The 17,570-nt window shown below is 47.3% G+C and carries 16 protein-coding genes; 9 read left to right on the top strand and 7 right to left on the bottom strand.

All coding sequences use genetic code 11. From position 1 onward, the window contains the following. Window positions 1–119: 119 nt before the first annotated feature. On the top strand, window positions 120–1,331 hold the full coding sequence (ilvA, locus tag QJS83_RS12315) for a threonine ammonia-lyase (RefSeq protein ID WP_284605193.1): 1,212 nt from the start codon (window positions 120–122) through the stop codon (window positions 1,329–1,331). Here ilvA and QJS83_RS12310 read toward each other — a convergent pair. The 4 genes from QJS83_RS12310 to QJS83_RS12295 form a co-directional block, all read right to left on the bottom strand. After that, window positions 1,248–2,129 (bottom strand): substrate-binding periplasmic protein, encoded by an 882-nt coding sequence (locus QJS83_RS12310; RefSeq protein WP_284605192.1) that lies wholly within the window; start codon window positions 2,127–2,129, stop codon window positions 1,248–1,250. The genes ilvA and QJS83_RS12310 overlap by 84 nt on opposite strands. Before the next feature lie 97 nt (window positions 2,130–2,226). Then, entirely contained in the window at window positions 2,227–2,820 is a 594-nt protein-coding gene (msrA, locus tag QJS83_RS12305; protein ID WP_284605191.1) for a peptide-methionine (S)-S-oxide reductase MsrA, read from the bottom strand. A 45-nt stretch (window positions 2,821–2,865) separates the two neighbouring features. Further along, the gene (locus QJS83_RS12300; RefSeq protein ID WP_284605190.1) at window positions 2,866–4,266 is read right to left on the bottom strand and encodes a hydantoinase B/oxoprolinase family protein; all 1,401 of its coding nucleotides are present in this window, start codon (window positions 4,264–4,266) and stop codon (window positions 2,866–2,868) included. Next, entirely contained in the window at window positions 4,263–5,624 is a 1,362-nt protein-coding gene (locus tag QJS83_RS12295) for a hydantoinase/oxoprolinase N-terminal domain-containing protein (RefSeq protein ID WP_284605189.1), read from the bottom strand. Before QJS83_RS12295 ends, QJS83_RS12300 begins: the two co-directional genes overlap by 4 nt. A gap of 93 nt (window positions 5,625–5,717) precedes the next feature. On the opposite strand from QJS83_RS12295, the gene hisC reads away from it, so the two are divergent. Beyond that, entirely contained in the window at window positions 5,718–6,836 is a 1,119-nt protein-coding gene (gene hisC, locus QJS83_RS12290; RefSeq protein WP_284605188.1) for a histidinol-phosphate transaminase, read from the top strand. 16 nt (window positions 6,837–6,852) lie between these two features. Then, complete coding sequence (cmk, locus tag QJS83_RS12285; RefSeq protein WP_284605187.1) at window positions 6,853–7,506, top strand: (d)CMP kinase; 654 nt, start codon at window positions 6,853–6,855, stop codon at window positions 7,504–7,506. Between the two features lie 8 nt (window positions 7,507–7,514). Here cmk and QJS83_RS12280 read toward each other — a convergent pair whose 3' ends face one another. The 3 genes from QJS83_RS12280 to QJS83_RS12270 form a co-directional block, all read right to left on the bottom strand. After that, complete coding sequence (locus QJS83_RS12280; protein ID WP_284605186.1) at window positions 7,515–8,189, bottom strand: substrate-binding periplasmic protein; 675 nt, start codon at window positions 8,187–8,189, stop codon at window positions 7,515–7,517. Window positions 8,190–8,278: 89 nt separating this feature from the next. Continuing rightward, on the bottom strand, window positions 8,279–10,675 hold the full coding sequence (locus QJS83_RS12275) for an MHYT domain-containing protein (protein ID WP_284605185.1): 2,397 nt from the start codon (window positions 10,673–10,675) through the stop codon (window positions 8,279–8,281). A gap of 112 nt (window positions 10,676–10,787) precedes the next feature. After that, entirely contained in the window at window positions 10,788–12,077 is a 1,290-nt protein-coding gene (locus QJS83_RS12270) for a prenyltransferase/squalene oxidase repeat-containing protein (protein ID WP_284605184.1), read from the bottom strand. Window positions 12,078–12,337: 260 nt separating this feature from the next. Here QJS83_RS12270 and QJS83_RS12265 point away from each other — a divergent pair, with 260 nt between their 5' ends. The 6 genes from QJS83_RS12265 to QJS83_RS12240 all read left to right on the top strand — a co-directional run bounded on the left by QJS83_RS12265 (window position 12,338) and on the right by QJS83_RS12240 (window position 17,508). Continuing rightward, window positions 12,338–14,134 carry a 30S ribosomal protein S1 gene (locus tag QJS83_RS12265; RefSeq protein WP_284605183.1) on the top strand — a complete coding sequence of 599 codons (1,797 nt, stop codon included), beginning with the start codon at window positions 12,338–12,340 and terminating at the stop codon, window positions 14,132–14,134. Between the two features lie 204 nt (window positions 14,135–14,338). Then, window positions 14,339–15,307, top strand: coding sequence for a signal peptide peptidase SppA (gene sppA / locus QJS83_RS12260; RefSeq protein ID WP_284605182.1), 969 nt, complete (start codon window positions 14,339–14,341; stop codon window positions 15,305–15,307). A gap of 6 nt (window positions 15,308–15,313) precedes the next feature. Then, on the top strand, window positions 15,314–15,913 hold the full coding sequence (locus QJS83_RS12255; RefSeq protein ID WP_284605181.1) for an HIT family protein: 600 nt from the start codon (window positions 15,314–15,316) through the stop codon (window positions 15,911–15,913). Next, window positions 15,910–16,656, top strand: a complete 747-nt coding sequence (locus QJS83_RS12250; protein WP_284605180.1) for a rhomboid family intramembrane serine protease — start codon at window positions 15,910–15,912, stop codon at window positions 16,654–16,656. The genes QJS83_RS12255 and QJS83_RS12250 overlap by 4 nt, the downstream gene beginning before the upstream one ends. Before the next feature lie 189 nt (window positions 16,657–16,845). Beyond that, window positions 16,846–17,214 (top strand): nuclear transport factor 2 family protein, encoded by a 369-nt coding sequence (locus QJS83_RS12245; RefSeq protein WP_284605179.1) that lies wholly within the window; start codon window positions 16,846–16,848, stop codon window positions 17,212–17,214. Between the two features lie 102 nt (window positions 17,215–17,316). Beyond that, window positions 17,317–17,508, top strand: coding sequence for a hypothetical protein (locus QJS83_RS12240; protein ID WP_284605178.1), 192 nt, complete (start codon window positions 17,317–17,319; stop codon window positions 17,506–17,508). Window positions 17,509–17,570 lie beyond the last annotated feature (62 nt).

Here is a 17,570-nt window from a genome sequence, read left to right as displayed (position 1 = left end):
GAGAGTAGGGCGATGGGAATGACCCCGCCGAGACATCCACCTGATGACGAAGAGACTCGGTTGCCTCATAAGGAGTACCCTCCGGTTTGGGGACTAACGGTTTACTGGGATTAGTGAAAATGAAAGTCACCTTTGCAGACATCCAAAAAGCTCGCGAACTTATTAAAGATATTATCTGCCAGACGGAAATGAGCCATTCCATCAGCGCGAGCAAACTGCTCAACAGCGAAGTGTACTTTAAGTTTGAAAACACCCAGCGCACAGGAAGTTTTAAATTCCGGGGTGCTTACAATAAGATTTCCAATCTGACAGCTGAAGAAAAATCCCGCGGCGTTGTTGCCAGCTCCGCAGGAAATCATGCTCAAGGTGTGGCATTGTCTGCGACATTAGCGGGAGTCAAAGCCACCATCGTCATGCCGGAAAACGCTTCCATCAGTAAAGCCTCTGCGACTCGCGCTTACGGAGCGCAAGTCGTTCTCAAAGGCGAGATCTACGATGAAGCTTTCGAATACGCGCAAAAACTTGAAAAAGAACACGGCTACACGTTCGTACATCCTTATCAAGATCCTTATGTGATTGCAGGACAAGGCACGATCGGCATTGAAATTCTCGAAAAAGTGCAAGATCTGGATTCTGTGATCGTGCCGATTGGCGGTGGCGGCCTGATCAGCGGTATCTCTTTGGCTGTGAAATCAATCAACCCGAAAATCCGCGTGATTGGCGTGCAGAGTGACCGCTCTCCGGGGATGGCGCATCTTTTCAAGAAGGAGCCGCTGACCGCGATTAAAAGAAGTCCGACAATTGCCGACGGGATCGCGATTAAAAATCCTTCGGCAGTGATGTGCGATAATTTTATTTCTAAATACGTCGATGAAATCGTGACAGTGAGTGATGATGAAATCGCCGAAGCTATCGTCTTCTTGATGGAGCGGGCGAAAACCGTTGCAGAAGGCTCTGGAGCCGCAGCCATGGCGGCAGCAATGTCGCGCGGACTCGATCTTGGCAAAAAGACCTGTATTATTATCAGCGGCGGCAACATCGATTTGAATATCGTTTCAAAAATTATCGATCGCGGGCAAATTCTGCGCGGTCGTCTTTGTGAGTTGTCTGTGATCGTGGATGATTTGCCGGGAAATCTCAGCAAGCTGACGCAAGCGATTGCGGGACAAAAAGCGAATATTTTGGAAGTTCGTCACGACCGCGTTTCCAAAGGTCTTTCGCTTCGTGAAACGCGAATTGATTTTGTCTTAGAGACTTCGAGCATTGAACATGTCGAGAAGATCAAGCGGGCTTTGGAGGAGACGGGAGCTAAAATCATCCAAAGCTCTTAGGGCCGCCATTTTTCGGTTCACTTCCCAATCTTCCAAATTATACTTTTCTAAAATGCGCCGCAGTTCCCCGCTGCGACGAAGAGAATCTATCCCGCCACTCAGGATCTCAGCATACTCTGCGGATTTCGGGTTGGTGGGAGCAAAACCCACATATAAATACGGATCTTCACCGATCACCCATCCGCCGACACGCAAATCATCGACATCGCGTTTGTGCTCCATCAAATAAAAGTGCAGAGCGACCGGATTTTCTACGAAGGCATCCAAGCGGCCCGTATCGAGCATTTTCAATATTTGTTCCAGCGGACGCTCGCCAGAAAAAGGAATGAAGGATTTGTGACGGCTTTTTACCAATGTATCAATGCTGTTGCCATAGGTGTAACCGTTGATTACGCCAATGCGTCGACCGTGCAAAGAATGGCGGCCTTTATAAGTCCATGAAGATGATTTCTTAGTGAAGTAAGCGGCCTTCATCACACCTAAGGACTTGCGCGGATAAATGAAATCAGGTGCATCCGATTGGCTCGCCGAAATCAAACCATGAACGCGGTTCGAGCGAGTGTCTTTGATCGCGCGGACCCAATTGCTTAATTTGAATTCGACTTTGTGTCCGTGTTTTTCAAAAACGGCGCGAAGAATTTCAATCATGTAGCCTGGACGCGAAGAATCGGGTTCGCAAACGTAAGGACACCAGTAATCCGAACGAAACGACAACGTCTCTGCGCGAACTTGATTGGAAAGTAATGCGGACAAAGTCACAAGAGCATAAAGCAAAAGCTTCATCATCACGAGTTTCATGGCCCCCCCTTCCACTCATAACTAACGAAGCGAATACTTTGCCTAAAGACAAGTTGCACGAGGAAAGCCGAGCTTTACCGAGTTGTAACCTAGATTTCTAGAACTGGAGATTTCTTTCATAGTGGCACGTGTAACCGCCAGGATTCTTTTGTAAATAATCCTGATGGAACTCTTCGGCCTTCCAGAATTCGCCAGCCTTGACCACTTGAGTGACAACAGGTTTTTTCCAAGCACCTGATTTGTCCACACGAACGATCATGCGTTCCGCGTCTTCTTTTTGTTGGGGAGTCGTGTAAAAGATAGCGCTGCGATATTGCGTTCCAACGTCGTTGCCCTGACGATTGCTTGTTGTTGGATCGTGAATTTTAAAAAAATGCACAAGCAACTCTTCGTACGACAATTTGCTCGGATCAAAAGTGATTTTCACGGATTCGGCGTGATTGGTCGTCCCGGTTTTTACGATGTTGTAGTTCGCATTGGGAGTGTCTCCTCCCATGTAACCGACTTCGGTGCCGACAACTCCGGGAATCTTACGCAAAAGATCTTCCATTCCCCAAAAACAACCACCAGCCAAATAAGCGATTTCTGTTTTTGTATTCATAGAAGATCCTTTCTTCTTCACGGACTTCGCGTGAGAGCTCAAAGACGCCATGACGATAAAAGCAAAAAGCCAGCTAAAGAGACGTTTCATTTCATTAGCATAACAAGTTTTGCTGTTTGCCGCTAGAGGCGACTGTTATTCGGCACGGCCGAAACCACCGCCGGAACCTGAGCAAAGTGTTAAAACGTCTCCTGCCACGAAGTTCTGTTGGCCCAAAACGGGAAGATTTTTGTGAGTCCCCTGATGTTCCATCGTGACTTCGCAAGCATCCCCTTGTGAACAATTTTTGGGAAGGCGAGGGCGGTGCAACGTCAAATCAGTCAACCAAGAAGCTTGCACAGGCTCGCGGACTTCCATTTTTAAAACAACACCACGTCCACCGTTGAATTTGCCTTTGCCGCCCGCAGACTGGCGCAAATCCACACGTTGCACTTTCACGGGGAAGTTTCTTTCCAATTGTTCCACAGAAAAAGAACTGACGTGCGCACACTCTCCGTCGTGCGCCGACGTAGCGCCTTCGCCGCCAGGCAAAGTCAGAAAAGTATTTTTGCCTTCATGCTGCAAATCGAAGTGCAACGGGCAGTAACTGGAAAGAGCTTTTTCTTGTTTTTGATGGATCTGGGTTAACGCGAGCTCGATGGCAGTATTCAGAGCAGCCACTCCGCACGTCATGCCTTTAAAACTTGGTGCCGGATATTTTCCTACAAGCCAACAACCTGTCGGTTTTGTGATCTGGAGAATTGAAAAAGATCCTGTGTTGGCAAAGTGCGTGAATCCGTAAAAACGGCTGATCGCGTGAAAACAAGCCCCATATGTTGCGGACTCGGTCAGAGAGACTGTTTTTGCGCTGGTTGTGCCACTGAAGTCCATGGACACGCGGCCATCATGAATTTCCAAATTCAAGCGCAAGAGTTCGCCGCTATCTAAAACCACGTCAACGCGCGCTTCGCCCGACGCTTTTTCGCCGATCTTTTGTGTTGCCGACTGACGGGAAAGTTCCAAATACTCCGCAATCAATTCGGCCGTGATTGTGAAACCGGTGTATTCGATGGCTTCGACAAGTTTTTTCGCTTTCAAAGTTAAATCCGCACATTGCTCTTTAAGCCAAGGCACGAAGTGCGCCGGGCAGGCGGGATGCGCCGACATCGCCGACAAAATCATTTCATTGAGTTGATTTTTTTGGCGCAAAGGCGTCGGCGGAATACGCAAGCCTTCTTCTTCGATTGATTTCGCCAATTTAACAGAGGAACCCAATGAACGGCGAGTGACCCACAAAAGATCCTCGGAAACCGCCATCACGAAAGTCATGTCGCAAAGAATGCTGCCACCGCTGTAAGGATCGTTCAAAAGAACGATGTCGCCTTCTTGCAGCTTCAAATACTTTGATGCCGTGGATGCGGCTGTTGTCAAAGTGCCGAAGCTGACGGCCTGTGAGCCGCGCACGCCCAAGACATCGCCATCCAAAGTCAGAAGAGCGGATTCGCCGTCAAGAAAGTCATTTAAAAGAGAGTGAAAAAGTTCGATTTGGTAACTCATGCATTCTCCTGCAAAGCGGTCCACCCACAAAGCGCGACGGCTTGGGATTCACTAAATTCGTTCGTATCGATGATAGAGTGCGGATCTTTTTTAAACGCGTTAGCAAACACGGATACCAAGGGGCCCGTGACAAACATTTTTTCTTTACGACGGTGCAGAGCCGCTTCCATCGCCAATCTTTGAAAGGCGAGGCTTTGCAATTCCTTCGTAACATGATTGATGTCGGTATTGCGACTTTGGCTGACTTTGGAAAGAGCCAAAAGGGCATTTTTAAAACGCTGAATACCTTGTGCGGAAAAACGATCCTCCAAACCGTGCAGTTTTGTGAGCTTCGTATTTTCCGACCAAAGATCCAAGAGCGTGAGTTTTTGCCCGCGACCTAAAAGCATCGGACCTGGCTCCCAGCCTTCTTGTTGTTTTGAAAAATCAAAGCGGTGGAAGTCATTCAAACTAATGCCCAAGGTCGGTTGGATGCCGAGTTCCTGAACACGCAGATGCGGCATTTCAACGGAACCCCATGAACTGTTCCACTTTGTTTCCCATTGATCGCCGGAAATTAGCCAGAAGTTTTCCAAACCCAAATACAAAACATCGGCCTTCTTTTTGTTGGCCAGAGCCAAGCCTAAAGAAGTCGAAGCTGAAAACAAGCTGCCAATCTGGCGGCTCGGTTCTTCTTGAAACAGCTGTCCTTGAGAGTCGATGAAATGAATATTTTCTTTCGCGACACCTTCGAGGGCGGAAAGAATCTCGGCCTTGCGTTCGCTAAAAACACTGGAAACAGTGGCGTTCAAGGCGTTTTTATTCCAGCGTGACACTTCATCGGGATTGTCTGTTTTTTCCGGAATAAAAACTTCCAAACCTTTTTCACTCAAGACTTGTTGCGCCTTAAGCGCATTCTCAGGTTGTGTCGAGGAGTGCAGGAAGTGAAGACAGACTTTTTTACAGTCCATCATTTGCAACTTCGCGGCAATCGCTTCGAGATCCGCTGTTTCGACAGGAATTTCCACGGTGCCGTCAGCCAGAGTGCGCTCGCGCACGGCAAAAAGCAGATCTTTATTGGTCAAAGGAAATGTCGTATTTCCAGAGAGACTCAACCAGTGTTCGAAGCCTTCCGTCGTGACGTGCGCAACCGCGCCGCTTAATTGAAAACTCAAAAGTTTTTTAGGAAGGCGCAGGCTGACGAAAACGTGCTCGAGCTTTTTATCTGCGTGCTGCGATACAAATTGTTGTAACGATTGTTTTAAATTTTCGCGGGAAAGGTAGACCCTTTTTTGCGAAATGGGCTCTGAGCCTGACAGGAACGAGTATTCAGCGAAGGATTCTCCGACACTCACGCCTAACAAGAAACGGTTTTGCATTTTTAAACGCTCTCTATTGAAATTACACTGGAATATGTTAAAGCTAGTCGCACAGGTATAGCAAAATAATCCCCCTAAGAAAAGGATTCTAAAGTGAAGATTTCTCCCGAAATTCTGAACCTGGTTCCCTACAAACCTGGTAAGCCGATTTCAGAAACACAACGCGAGTACGGACTCACAACAGTTTATAAACTTGCAAGTAATGAAAATCCTTTAGGTCCTAGCCCGAAAGCGATGGCCGCGGTCAAAGAAGCTTTGGCGCGCCAAAATCTTTATCCGGATCCTTCTCACTATGAACTTTTGCAGACGATTTCCAAAGAGTGGGGGTTTCCGACCAAACAATTGGCGATTGGCAACGGAAGTGATGAGCTGATTGATTTGTTGACTCGCATTTTTTGTGAGCCGAAAGAGGGCGTTTTAACTTCCGTCGCGGCCTTCAATGCCTATGAAGTCAGCGCGCAGGCCAATCGTGCGGCGATTTTGCGTGTGCCTTTGACGAAAGATTATCGTTTCGATTTACCAAAGATCGCGGATTATTTTTTCGCGCATCCTGAACAAAATATCCGTCTTATTTTCGTGTCGAATCCGAACAATCCTACGGGGACTTTCGCAACGAAAGACGAGATGGAAGCGTTCTTTGAAAAAGTGGGGAATCGCGACGATGTGATGATCGTTTTCGACGAAGCTTACAATGAATTCGTGCGCGATCCGCAGTATGTTTCTGCGCAAAAATACATCAATAAATATAAGAATCTGATCGTTCTGCGCACTTTCTCGAAGATCTATGGTTTGGCGGGTTTCCGCTTGGGCGCTATGATTGCTCCGCCGGAGGTGGTGGAAGTCTTTAACCGCGTGCGCAAACCTTTTAATGTCAACGATTTAGCGCAAGTGGCTGCAAATGCGGCTCTGCAAGATAAAGAATTTATTGAGCGTTCGCAGCAGATTTGCTGGAAAGGGCTTGATTACTTCTACAAGAAGTTAGAAGAATTAGGCCTGCCTTACATTCCATCTCAAGGGAATTTTGTCATGTTTGACACCCTCCGTGACGCCGCCAAGGTGAATGAAGCCTTGTTACGTCGCGGTATTATTATGAGACCGCTATTGAACTATGGGTTCAAGACGCATCTGCGTTTGAGTGTAGGGTTGGAGCACGAAAATGAGGCGGCTCTGCAGGCCCTCGCTGAGGTTCTGAAAGAGATTCCACCTCTTTAGTTTGGTTTGGAGATATATGGGAATGGTCATTACGATAGACGGGCCTGCGGCCTCTGGAAAATCTTCGGTGAGTCGCGAATTGGCTCGTCGTTTGGGCTGGAATTGGGTTTCTACAGGTGCTTTCTATCGTGGCTTGGCATTCGCTGCTCTTCAATTGCAAATCGACCTTGATGACGTCAAAGCGTTGACGGAATTAACTCACAATCCGGTGTGGAGTGTGCGCATGGATGAAGAGCGCACGCGCGTGTTCTTCAAAGATCAAGACGTCACAGATTTGATCGCTCATGAAGATGTCGGCAATTTTGCAAGCAAGGTGAGTCATTACCCTGAAGTTCGCAAAGCTCTTCTCGACAAACAAAGAGATTGCTCCAATGGTCCGCAAGGTTTGGTGGCGGAAGGCCGTGACTGCGGAACCGTCGTGTTTCCTCAAGCGGAAGCGAAAGTTTATTTGACGGCTTCCAGTGAACATCGTGCGGCTCGCCGTGCTGCGGAGCTGGGTCTTGAGCATGAAGACATGGTGAAAGCACAACAAAAGCGCGATCACCAAGATTCTACTCGAAAGGTCGCGCCCATGGCCGTTCCAGAGGATGCGTTTGTCGTGGATACAACGACAATGAACCTTACTCAGGTCGTCGATAAAGTCGTTGAATTCGTTAAAGGCAAAATCTAAGCGTCTTTTTATTCTGCAAGGTGCACTTTTTTAAGTTTCTTTGCAGCCGCTTCCAATTTCTTTTTAGTTTCTTCGGGCAGACTTTTCTTACGGCAGATAACAGCCTCTAAGGGCTTGTTATTGCTGTGATAGGCGACGAGTTTTTCTGAGTACTGAGCTTTCTCTTTATAGAAATCAATCACCGATACCAATCCACAGACACCCTGAAGCCGATTGGATTTCAGCATTTCAATGGCCTGTTCCATAGTTGTGACCTCAGTGAGCATCTCCGGTTTTACATACTGACTGATAAGATCGGTACAGGTGCCGCGCAACCGACCGATTCGTAAATTGTGTTTTTTAATATCCACGGAGTCCTTCAAATAAATTTTAGGCGTGGATGTGTAAAGTTTTTCCTGGATCTCGTAGTGTTGTTTGTACTTCAAACACGTCACTGAAAAGAATATCGCAAGATCGGGGCTTGAAGTCGCCATGGCGTTGACCATGCGGGCATGCGGGTAAATTGTATATTCAAAGTGCAGACCGGACTCTTTGGCGAGTTGAGAAAAGAGATCGTAGTGAATGCCTTTGATCTGCCCTTGTTCTTCATAAGCAAAAGGCGCCACATCGGACATTCCCACTTGCAGAGTTTGTGCTTTCGCCAAGAACGGAAAGAGAATTAAGAAAACGACGATACCTGACATTGATAAAGAGTAAGTCTCTAAAGAAGTCTTGGCAAAGAGGTTCTGCCAAAAAAGTAAAATGCAATAAAAGTTAACAAGGGAATGTTTTTTTACTTTAAAACGTCATCGATCGCGCGCAGAAGTTCGGAGCGGCTGACAGGCTTTGTGAGATGAGCGTTGCATCCCGCTTCGATCGACTTTTCAATTTCTTCAGGCAGCGCGTGAGCCGTCAAGGCGATGATCGGTTTTTGATATCCTTGCGCGCGCAGCTGTTTGGTGGCTTCTAAGCCGTCCATGCCCGGCATCTGCACGTCCATCAAAATGACATCGAAATCTTCATGCAAAGCTTTGTCGAGAGCTTCGTAACCGTCGTTAGCCGAGTCGATTTTAAAAGTGTCTGACTTTAAATAACGGCGAATCAGCAATTGATTGTCAGGTGTGTCTTCCGCCAAAAGAATTCGGCGCGTTTTTCCCTGGAAGTCCTGAAGAGTCACCGTACGCTGTTGGGATGCCTTTTCTTCCTCTTTCGTTTGGCGAAGCACGCCTTTTAAGTGCTCTTCATCGTCACTTAAGAGCGTGAAAAGAAACGTACTGCCTTTGCCTTCTTGGCTGTGCAACAGAACAAGATCTCCGCCCATGGCGCGTGAGATATGGCGTGAAAGGGCCAGCCCCAGTCCTGTGCCGCCAAACTTTCGCACGATCGAAGTATCGGCTTGTCCGAAAGCCTGAAAAAGTTTTTTCTGTCCTTCTTCCGAGATGCCGATTCCTAAATCCTCCACTTCGGTTTGAATTTTATTTTTGTCTTCAAGATGCTCTGAGCTGACGCGAATGCGGATGGGACCTTTTTCAGAAAATTTAATGGCGTTACTTAAAAGGTTCACAAGGATTTGTCGGACACGAACGGGGTCTGAACAAACGAGTTCGGGAATTTCACTTTGATAATCGACCTGAATAAGCATGCCTTTTTTCTGAGCCAACAGCGACAAAGAGCTGACCACCTCATCCAGCAAGTCCGAATATGAAAACAGTGCTTTTTCTATCGGCACTTTGCCGGCTTCAAACTTAGACAAATCCAGAATGTCGTCGATGATGCGTAAAAGCTGCGTTCCGTTGTCCTGAATGCGCGCCAGATATTCTTTTTGCTCCTCGGTCATTTTTTCGTTAGCCAAAAGATCGGCAAATCCCAGAATGGCATTCATCGGCGTGCGGATCTCGTGGCTCATGTTGGCCAGGAAGTTCATTTTTGCGTGTGTTGCCGCTTCGGCCATTTCTTTCGCTTTTTTTTCGCGCTTTAAAGACAGCTCCAGCTCCGCTGTTCTTTCGCGCACGCGTTTTTCAAGTTCCATTTGCGCCTGGCGCAGCTCTTCTTCGATTCTTTTTCGTTCGGTGATATCTTGAGTTGTGCCTAAAAGTTTCAGTGCTTTGCCATCGCTATCGTATTGGGCCTTGCCGCGCGTTTGCACATATTTTGAAGTACCGTCGGGGAATGACAGGCGGTGATCAATATTCACCGGTTGATTCTTTTTAATGGATTCGGAAATCGCGGCGCGCAGTCTTTCCCGATCGGAATTCTCTGTCGGTTGCAGAATCAGCTCTACGGAAAGTGTTTCCAGATTTTTGGGAAGTTTTAAAATGTCGTACATCTCATCCGACATTGAAATGCTCTCGTCCTCAAGATTCCATTCCCAACTGCCGACGTGAGCGATCGCTTGAGCCTCCCGCAATTGCGCTTCGCGAATGCGAATTTCTTCGTCGGCCTTTTTGGATTGCCGCACCAGAATCCGATCAAAAATAGATGCCGCCAAAGCGACGACTAAAATCAGGAAGGTGGTGCCAAACACCGCGTAAGCAAGCGCCCGTGTACCTAATAACATCACATCATCTTGCAAGCGAGAATCATGGTCGTGCACAAAAGTGGCCGCCGCCATGCCAGTGTAATGCATGCCAGAGACCGCCAATCCCATAAGCAGACTGGCAAAGACGTGCAGTCGTGTCGTACGGCGCGTGGTGCGAAAACGCAAAGACACGCCCAGAGCCGCAAACGAGGCGAACGCAGCAATCAGCACCGAAAGGGCAATCAAACCATAGTTCCATTCAATTCGGGCCGGCATGCGCATCGACGCCATACCAATATAGTGCATTCCTGAAATCGCGACGGACATCATAAGACCGCCGATCACAATGGAAAAAAACGAAACGGAAGGACGGCTTACAATATAAAAAGCGAGACCTGAAGCTCCAATCGCCACAAGAACGGAAAGCACGGACAGCGGGAGATCATAACCGACGGTCATTCCCATCATATCCATGGCAAGCATACCGACGAAGTGCATGCTCCAGATTCCCAGCCCCATGGCTACGGCGCCGGCAAAGAGCCACGTCTTCATTCCGCTACCCAGGGTTTCTTTAATTCGTAACACGATATCAAGAGCCACATAGGCCGCGAATGTCGCCACCAATATTGAAAGAATCACAAGTTCTGAGTGATAAGAATGGGCTAAGCTCACGCTCTCTATAATATCACTGTGTTTATAGGGGCCTAGCTAATTTTGTTTTGCAAAGAAATGTTTGTGCAACGACGTCTGCGTGCAGGCTGACAAACTGTTCATGGCTATTTTGCTATTCGAGAAACCGATCTGCCATCAACAAAGCTTTCGCGGCTAATGCGGTGGTGTAGGATGTAGATCGCCATACGACCGGATAGCGCGCAATAAAGGTGGCGGCATAAAAAACCTGGCCGGGCCAATAAAGACGTCCTGAAGAGTCACGCTCTGCTTGTGACAATAAAAAACGCAGGCCGCGACGGATGCGCTTGCGATGCAGTTCATTCTCAGGATCGCCCAAGATCATCAATGTGTTCAAAGCCCATGCGGTGGATTGAATATAATCTGGTCTTGCCAAGAAACTGTTTCGCCACGAGCCGTCGCGATGTTGTTTCGCAATGATAAAATTAAGCACTCGTTCTTGCGCGGACTCTAAACAGGAGGCGCCGCCGTCAAGAGCCGTGGCGATGGTGTAGGGAAGTGCATAGTAGCTGGGATAGTACATTCCGCAAAAATAAAACTGTTTTTGTCGGACCACGCGATTGAGATGATCGCAAGCGGCGCGATAGCCGGGGCCGGAAGTTTTCCCCGCCGCCGTCAGAAGTTTCACGACATTCGCATTCACGACACAATCCACGTCATTAAAATTAAATGGAATGCGTGTGCCGCGATGAGGAGCTGCAAAAATATTTCGTGGCATCGCAGGATTTTTTTCGTCCCAAAGCCACGTTAGAAAGGCGCCCGTTTGAAAATGCCCTTGAGCAGCGTTGTAAACATGAGGCGCTCGGTGCAAATCGCGGGCGGACGAAAAAGCATTAAGCACTTGTGCGGGGAGCTCGGCCGGTGTTTGACCTTTGATTTTTTGCAAGTAGTGCAGAGTCGTGTAAGCAACAGAAGTCGTATCGGCGTCCGGCGGAATGTTCGCGAAACCTTTCCACTGCGGCGCTAAGTACATGTAGCGGGGCTGGCGGACTTTGACTCCTTTAAAGCGCGCGGGAGGATAAAAGTTGAACAAACTTCCCCAATAATATTTTTGATAACCGTCTACGGTGCGTGCAATCATCGCGGGGATGCGATCGTAACGATCATCAAGAAAATAAATCTCTGCCAAAACATTCGCGACGGAAGAGGCGACAAAAGCGGTGGGTTCTTCGAAGGGCACGTTGAATTTGCCGACGCCAATCGCACTCGGCACGTAGGACGTCACACGCGCGCGCCACTGGCCGACGTCGTAGCCGTCGTCCCCTGTTGTTTGATAGGCTTCAAGAAAGCGCAAGGCCGACGTGATTTCTTTGTGATAGATGGGACGCGCCCCTGAAATGAGGGGCAGTAAGAGTAGGAAAGCTCCGATTCCAAGGCCACGCATAGATCCCTCCGCCGCGGGATAATGCTTTTGAAGAATCCCAGACTTGTCAGTGAAAAGAGTGAATCCTTGCCTCAAATCAAATAGGTTCGTTTTGACGCCCCTCCGTTGAAGGCTTTCAAAGGAGCTGTCGGCGCCATGCGTAAAACCTTTGACTTTCGCCCCCTTAGCTCGCTAAACCAGTGATTCGCCCAAAGAGGTGAAGAAAGGTAACGGGTAGGTTCCAGGAGAACTTACTACGTGGGAGGTTTTAAAAAAACGATATGACGAAACAATTAAACAAAGCCGAGCTTGAAAAACAGAAAGTTCTAGCTTTCTTGGATGCGGAAGACTCTAAAGTTCCTGCAAATCCTGGCATCTTGAGTGCAAAAGCAGACAAAGGAGATTTCGAAAATCTATTCGAAGCTTCCATGAAAGAGCAAGACTTCAAAGTCGGCGACGTTGTCACTGGTACTGTAGTAGAAGTTCAATCTGACTATGTTCTAGTAGACATTAACTACAAGTCTGAAGGTTTGATCGCGATCAATGAATTCCGTATTGTTGACGGCGTTCGTGAAGTGAAAGCTGGAGACAAAGTAGAAGTTCTTATCGACCGTATCGAAAATGAAAACGGTATGATCGTTCTTTCTAAAGACAAAGCTGACATGCTTCGCGCATGGACTGATATCTCTAAAGCAGCTGAGAACGAAGAAGTTATCGAAGGTACTGTTGTTGCTAAAGTTAAAGGCGGCTTGAGCGTTGATATCGGCGTTAAAGCATTCTTGCCTGGATCTCAAATCGATCTACGCCCTGTTCGCAACATGGACGTATACCTTGGCAAAAAGTTCAAATTCAAAGTTATCAAATTCAACAAGAAACGTGGCAACATCGTTCTTTCTCGCCGTGCGCTTCTTGAAGAAGAACGTGACAGTCTCCGTTCACAAACTTTGGACACTATGGCGGAAGGTTCTATCGTTACTGGTGTTGTTAAAAACATCACTGACTACGGAGCATTCATCGACCTTGGTGGCATGGACGGTTTGTTGCACATCACAGACATGTCTTGGGGCCGCGTAAAACATCCATCAGAAATGTTGAATGTTGGCGACGAAATCCAAGTTAAAGTTCTTAAATACGACAAAGAAAAAGAACGCGTTTCTTTGGGCATGAAGCAATTGACTTCTGATCCTTGGGAATCTGTTAAAGCTTCTTATCCTCCAGGCACTAAGCTTAAAGGAAAAGTTGTTTCTTTGGCTGAATACGGCGCATTCGTTGAACTTGGCGAAGGCATCGAAGGTTTGATCCACGTTTCTGAAATGTCTTGGACAAAACGTGTAAAACATCCTTCTCAAATCGTAGCTGTAGACCAAGAAGTTGAAGTTGTAGTTCTTGAGGTTGACACTGAGAACCGCCGCATCAGCTTGGGTATGAAACAGCTTCAAGCAAATCCTTGGGTTGAGATGAAAGAATCTTATCCTCCAGGAACAATCATCGAAGGCGAAGTGAAGTCTGTAACTGACTTCGGTATCTTCATCGGCATCGAAGAAGGCATCGACGGTCTAGTTCACATCTCTGACTTCTCTTGGACTAAACGCGTGAACCACCCAAGTGAAATGTTCACTAAAGGTCAAAAAGTACGCGCGGTTGTTCTAGGTGTAGACATCGAGAACGAAAGATTCTCTTTGGGTATCAAACAACTTGAATCTGATCCTTGGGCTAACATCGAGAACAAATACGCTATCGGAACACAACACGACGTTAAAGTAACTAAGACAGCTGATTTTGGTGCTTTCGTTGAGCTTGAGTCTGATATCGAAGGTTTGATCCACATTTCTGAACTTACAACTGACAAAATCAACTCAGTTGAAGACTTCATTAAGCCAGGTCAAACTGTAAAAGCTGAAGTTATCTCTATCGACAAAGACGCTCGTAAGATCGGTTTGTCTGCAAAACTCGTTAAACTTCGTGAAGCAAAAGCGGATGTTGACGATTACGTTAAAAAAGCGACTGCAACTTCCAAGTCTACTTTCGGTGACTTGTTTGCTGACCAGTTGAAAAACGTAAAAACTGACAAGCAGTAATTGTCTTTTAGACTCTGACTGAAATGTCTTAAGAAAGGACCCTGAAAAGGGTCCTTTTTTTTTGCTGAGGCGCCTCTAGGACTTACGTGCCAATGGTAGGGGTCCTCTGCGCCTGGCATTGACTGTAAAGTCTAAAAAAGGGACCCTAATCTGGGTCCTTTTACCATTTAAGGTCTAGGACTCTTCATCAAGTGCAGGTGCCATATGAAAGGTTCTTTTCTTAAGAAGTTAGTGATCATTTTTCTCGTTTTTGTCGGCATTGGGGCTTTGCTCAAAATGGGCGGCGACTTTTTCGGTGATGCTGAAAAACGAGTGACGGCAAGAAACACCATTCTTCAATTGGATATGAATGGCGTGATCTTAAACGGAAAGAAGTTCCTTAAAAATCTCAAAAAATACAGAGAAGAAGATAAGGTGAAAGCGATCCTTATCAATATCAATTCTCCAGGCGGGGCGGTGGGGCCTTCGCAAGAAATCTTCCACGAGATCAAGCGCGTGCGCGAAGAACTTAAGAAGCCCGTGATCTGTGTCACAACCGGAGTCATGGCGAGCGGCGCTTATTATGCCGCTGTAGCCTGCGACAAAATCGTGGTGGCTCCGGGCGCACTGATCGGTTCGATCGGCGTCATCATGGAATTCGCGAACATCGAAAAACTTTACGAGTGGGCGAAGATCTCTCGCTTCTCGATCACTTCCGGAAAATTCAAAGACTCTGGTGCTGAATACAGAGCGATGCGTGAAGATGAAAGAGCTCTTTTTCAAACGATGATCGACGAAGTGTACGGTCAGTTTAAAACGACTGTGATGAAAGAGCGCAATCTCAAAGAAGACGTTGTATCAGAGTACGCCGATGGCCGTGTTTTCACAGGCGCGACGGCTGTAAAAATGGGTTTTGCGGACCAAGAAGGTTTCTTTGAAGACGCCGTGAAGTTGGCGGCAGAGACTGCAAAGCTGGGTGACGATTACGACATCTTTGAGGTTCCCAAAAAACGCGTGAGCATTTTCGATTTGGGTGCTGACGATCGCGAAGACGACGTCAACAGTCTTGCAGAGTATGCGGATATTCTGAAGGGCAAATCTTTCGGACCTGATATTGAAGGCGCGATGAAGTTTATCTTGCGTGCCCAATTCCTGAATCAACCTTTATTGTTGATGCCTGGTTACTGGGAGTAGCCGGGAATGGCCGTAAAGAAAAAAACGAAATCAAAAGCGACGAAGAAGATGGCGAAAAAAGGAAAGGCTTCGGCCTCTTCAGCCGCACGGATTCAAATCGCTCAAGATGTTTGGCCGATGGAGCGTGACGTTCTTTTCCGTCCTGACCGGATGAAGTATGTGCGCAAACTGATAAAGCCGGAAGGCTGCGTTTTTTGTCGAGCGGCGAAGGAAGATGTTTCATTCGAAACTTTGTGCGTGCATAAAACCAAGCACTCCATGGTTGTTCTTAATAAGTTTCCTTATAACAGTGGGCATGTGCTTGTATTGCCGCAAAGACATTGCGGAGATCTACTCAAATTGTCAGAGGAAGAATTTCGCGATTTGCAGGATACCATTCGTTTGACGATGAAGGCTCTGACGGAAGTCTACGAACCCGGGGGCATCAACCTGGGACTGAATCATGGCGCCGTCGCCGGGGCGGGCATTCCTGAACACTTGCATTATCATTTAATCCCACGATGGGCCGGCGACCTTAATTTCTTCCCGTTGATCGCTGAGACTAAGGTCTTGGTTGAAAGTCTCGAGCAGACCTACGAGAAGCTTTGGAGTATTTTAAAAAAATGAACAGAGGCATGACCTTCCAAACGGCTCCGCTAACTCCAGCAGTGAAGTGGTTGCTCATCATCAATGTGGCTGTGTGGTTTATCTTCCAGGTAATCATGGAAGGTTTCTTGCGCGTGCCTTTTACGTCCATCTTTGGTCTTTTCCCGGGTAAAGTTCTTTTCGATTTTCAGATCTGGCAACTAGGCACCTACATGTTCCTGCACTCTTTGCAGGTCACTCATATTCTTTTCAACATGTTGATGTTGTGGTTCTTCGGCGCCGAGCTTGAGCAACGCTGGGGCACGAAATTTTTCCTGATCTATTACTTCGTTTCTGGCATCGGGGCTGCGATTCTTTACTGTTTGGGCGTCTGGATTTACGCTTTGGCTACGGGCTCACAAACAGGTTTGATCGTTCCTGTGATCGGCGCTTCGGGTGCGGTCTTCGGGCTTTTGCTCGCACAAGGAATCATCTTTGGTGAGCGTATCGTTTACTTCTTTATGCTTTTCCCAATGAAGACTCGCTACTTTGTCGCGTTGATGGGGCTTGTGCAATTAGCATCGATGATGACCTCCAGTGTGAGCGGCGGCGAAGTCGCTTATCTGGCGCACTTGGGCGGCCTTGTCTCCGGTTACGTGTGTTTGAAAATCAAATCGTGGTTTGACCGCAATGAGTGGAAGAAAAAATCCAAATCCAAGGGTCGTAACCTTCGCCTCGTTGTAGATAACGAAAAAAACAACAAACCCCCAAAGTACTGGAACTAACGGTCCTAAAAGCCGCAACTGACTGCGTCGCTCGTCGGCGGCAGACTCGGAGTACGCCTTTCTCCTCGCGCCTTGCATTTGCGGTTTTTAGAACCGGTTAACCGTTTTTTACGATTGTTCGCACATTAACTGTTTATAAATTTTGTTGGTATCCTGGCTTTGTTACCGTGGTTTCAGGAGGACTTTGTTATGGAAACGTCTCTTGAAGTGGGTAAGAAGCTTGTTGAGTTTTGTAAGCAGGGTAAGAATTTAGATGCGGTGGAGAAGCTTTATTCTCCTGACATTGTCAGTATTGAGGCGATGTCGATGCCGAATTTTCCATCTCAGGCTAAGGGCATTGATGAGATTCGTAAAAAGAACCAGTGGTGGCTGGATCACCACCAGATCAACTCCGTAGAGGCCCATGGCCCCTTTCCCTTGGGAGACCGCTTTGTCGTGCATTTTAAGTACGATACCGTCAATAAAGACACCCAACAGCGGGAGCAGGGCGAGGAAGTCGGGCTCTATACGGTCCGGGACGGCAAAATCGTGAAAGAAGAGTTCTTCTATAGCATGTAATGCAAATAATGCGATTTGGCGCCGGTCGGGGTTGCTCAAGGACTGGACAACCTCGGTCCAATTCGCTATAAAGAATTCTTCAACTATAAAGGGGCTTTTACTATGTCTTTGGCTCAGGCTAATAAAAATTTGAAATTCGATAAAAGAATGACTGAGAGAAATCTCACTGTAGGTGAAGTTTCTAAAGAAGAGTGGCAAAAGCACTTGGAACAACTTCCTGATCTTTCTCACAACGTTGAGAAGTTCACAATCGACGGTAAGAACGCTTCTACAAGCACAGAAGAATCTCACTAAGATTTTTTTAAAATAAAATAAGATGTATCGGCTAAGCCTCGTCAGAAATGACGGGGCTTTTT

Source organism: Bdellovibrio sp. 22V (genome assembly GCF_030169785.1).
Classification (GTDB): domain Bacteria; phylum Bdellovibrionota; class Bdellovibrionia; order Bdellovibrionales; family Bdellovibrionaceae; genus Bdellovibrio.
This window is presented reverse-complemented; position numbering and strand designations above follow the sequence as displayed.

Excerpts from the sequence above, each read along its gene's own strand:
- ilvA (WP_284605193.1), top strand. The coding sequence starts at position 120 with ATGAAAGTCACCTTTGCAGACATCCAAAAAGCTCGCGAACTTATTAAA.
- QJS83_RS12310 (WP_284605192.1), bottom strand. The coding sequence starts at position 2,129 with ATGAAACTCGTGATGATGAAGCTTTTGCTTTATGCTCTTGTGACTTTG.
- msrA (WP_284605191.1), bottom strand. The coding sequence starts at position 2,820 with ATGAAACGTCTCTTTAGCTGGCTTTTTGCTTTTATCGTCATGGCGTCT.
- QJS83_RS12300 (WP_284605190.1), bottom strand. The coding sequence starts at position 4,266 with ATGAGTTACCAAATCGAACTTTTTCACTCTCTTTTAAATGACTTTCTT.
- QJS83_RS12295 (WP_284605189.1), bottom strand. The coding sequence starts at position 5,624 with ATGCAAAACCGTTTCTTGTTAGGCGTGAGTGTCGGAGAATCCTTCGCT.
- cmk (WP_284605187.1), top strand. The coding sequence starts at position 6,853 with ATGGGAATGGTCATTACGATAGACGGGCCTGCGGCCTCTGGAAAATCT.
- QJS83_RS12280 (WP_284605186.1), bottom strand. The coding sequence starts at position 8,189 with ATGTCAGGTATCGTCGTTTTCTTAATTCTCTTTCCGTTCTTGGCGAAA.
- QJS83_RS12270 (WP_284605184.1), bottom strand. The coding sequence starts at position 12,077 with ATGCGTGGCCTTGGAATCGGAGCTTTCCTACTCTTACTGCCCCTCATT.
- QJS83_RS12265 (WP_284605183.1), top strand. The coding sequence starts at position 12,338 with ATGACGAAACAATTAAACAAAGCCGAGCTTGAAAAACAGAAAGTTCTA.
- sppA (WP_284605182.1), top strand. The coding sequence starts at position 14,339 with ATGAAAGGTTCTTTTCTTAAGAAGTTAGTGATCATTTTTCTCGTTTTT.
- QJS83_RS12255 (WP_284605181.1), top strand. The coding sequence starts at position 15,314 with ATGGCCGTAAAGAAAAAAACGAAATCAAAAGCGACGAAGAAGATGGCG.
- QJS83_RS12250 (WP_284605180.1), top strand. The coding sequence starts at position 15,910 with ATGAACAGAGGCATGACCTTCCAAACGGCTCCGCTAACTCCAGCAGTG.
- QJS83_RS12245 (WP_284605179.1), top strand. The coding sequence starts at position 16,846 with ATGGAAACGTCTCTTGAAGTGGGTAAGAAGCTTGTTGAGTTTTGTAAG.
- QJS83_RS12240 (WP_284605178.1), top strand. The coding sequence starts at position 17,317 with ATGTCTTTGGCTCAGGCTAATAAAAATTTGAAATTCGATAAAAGAATG.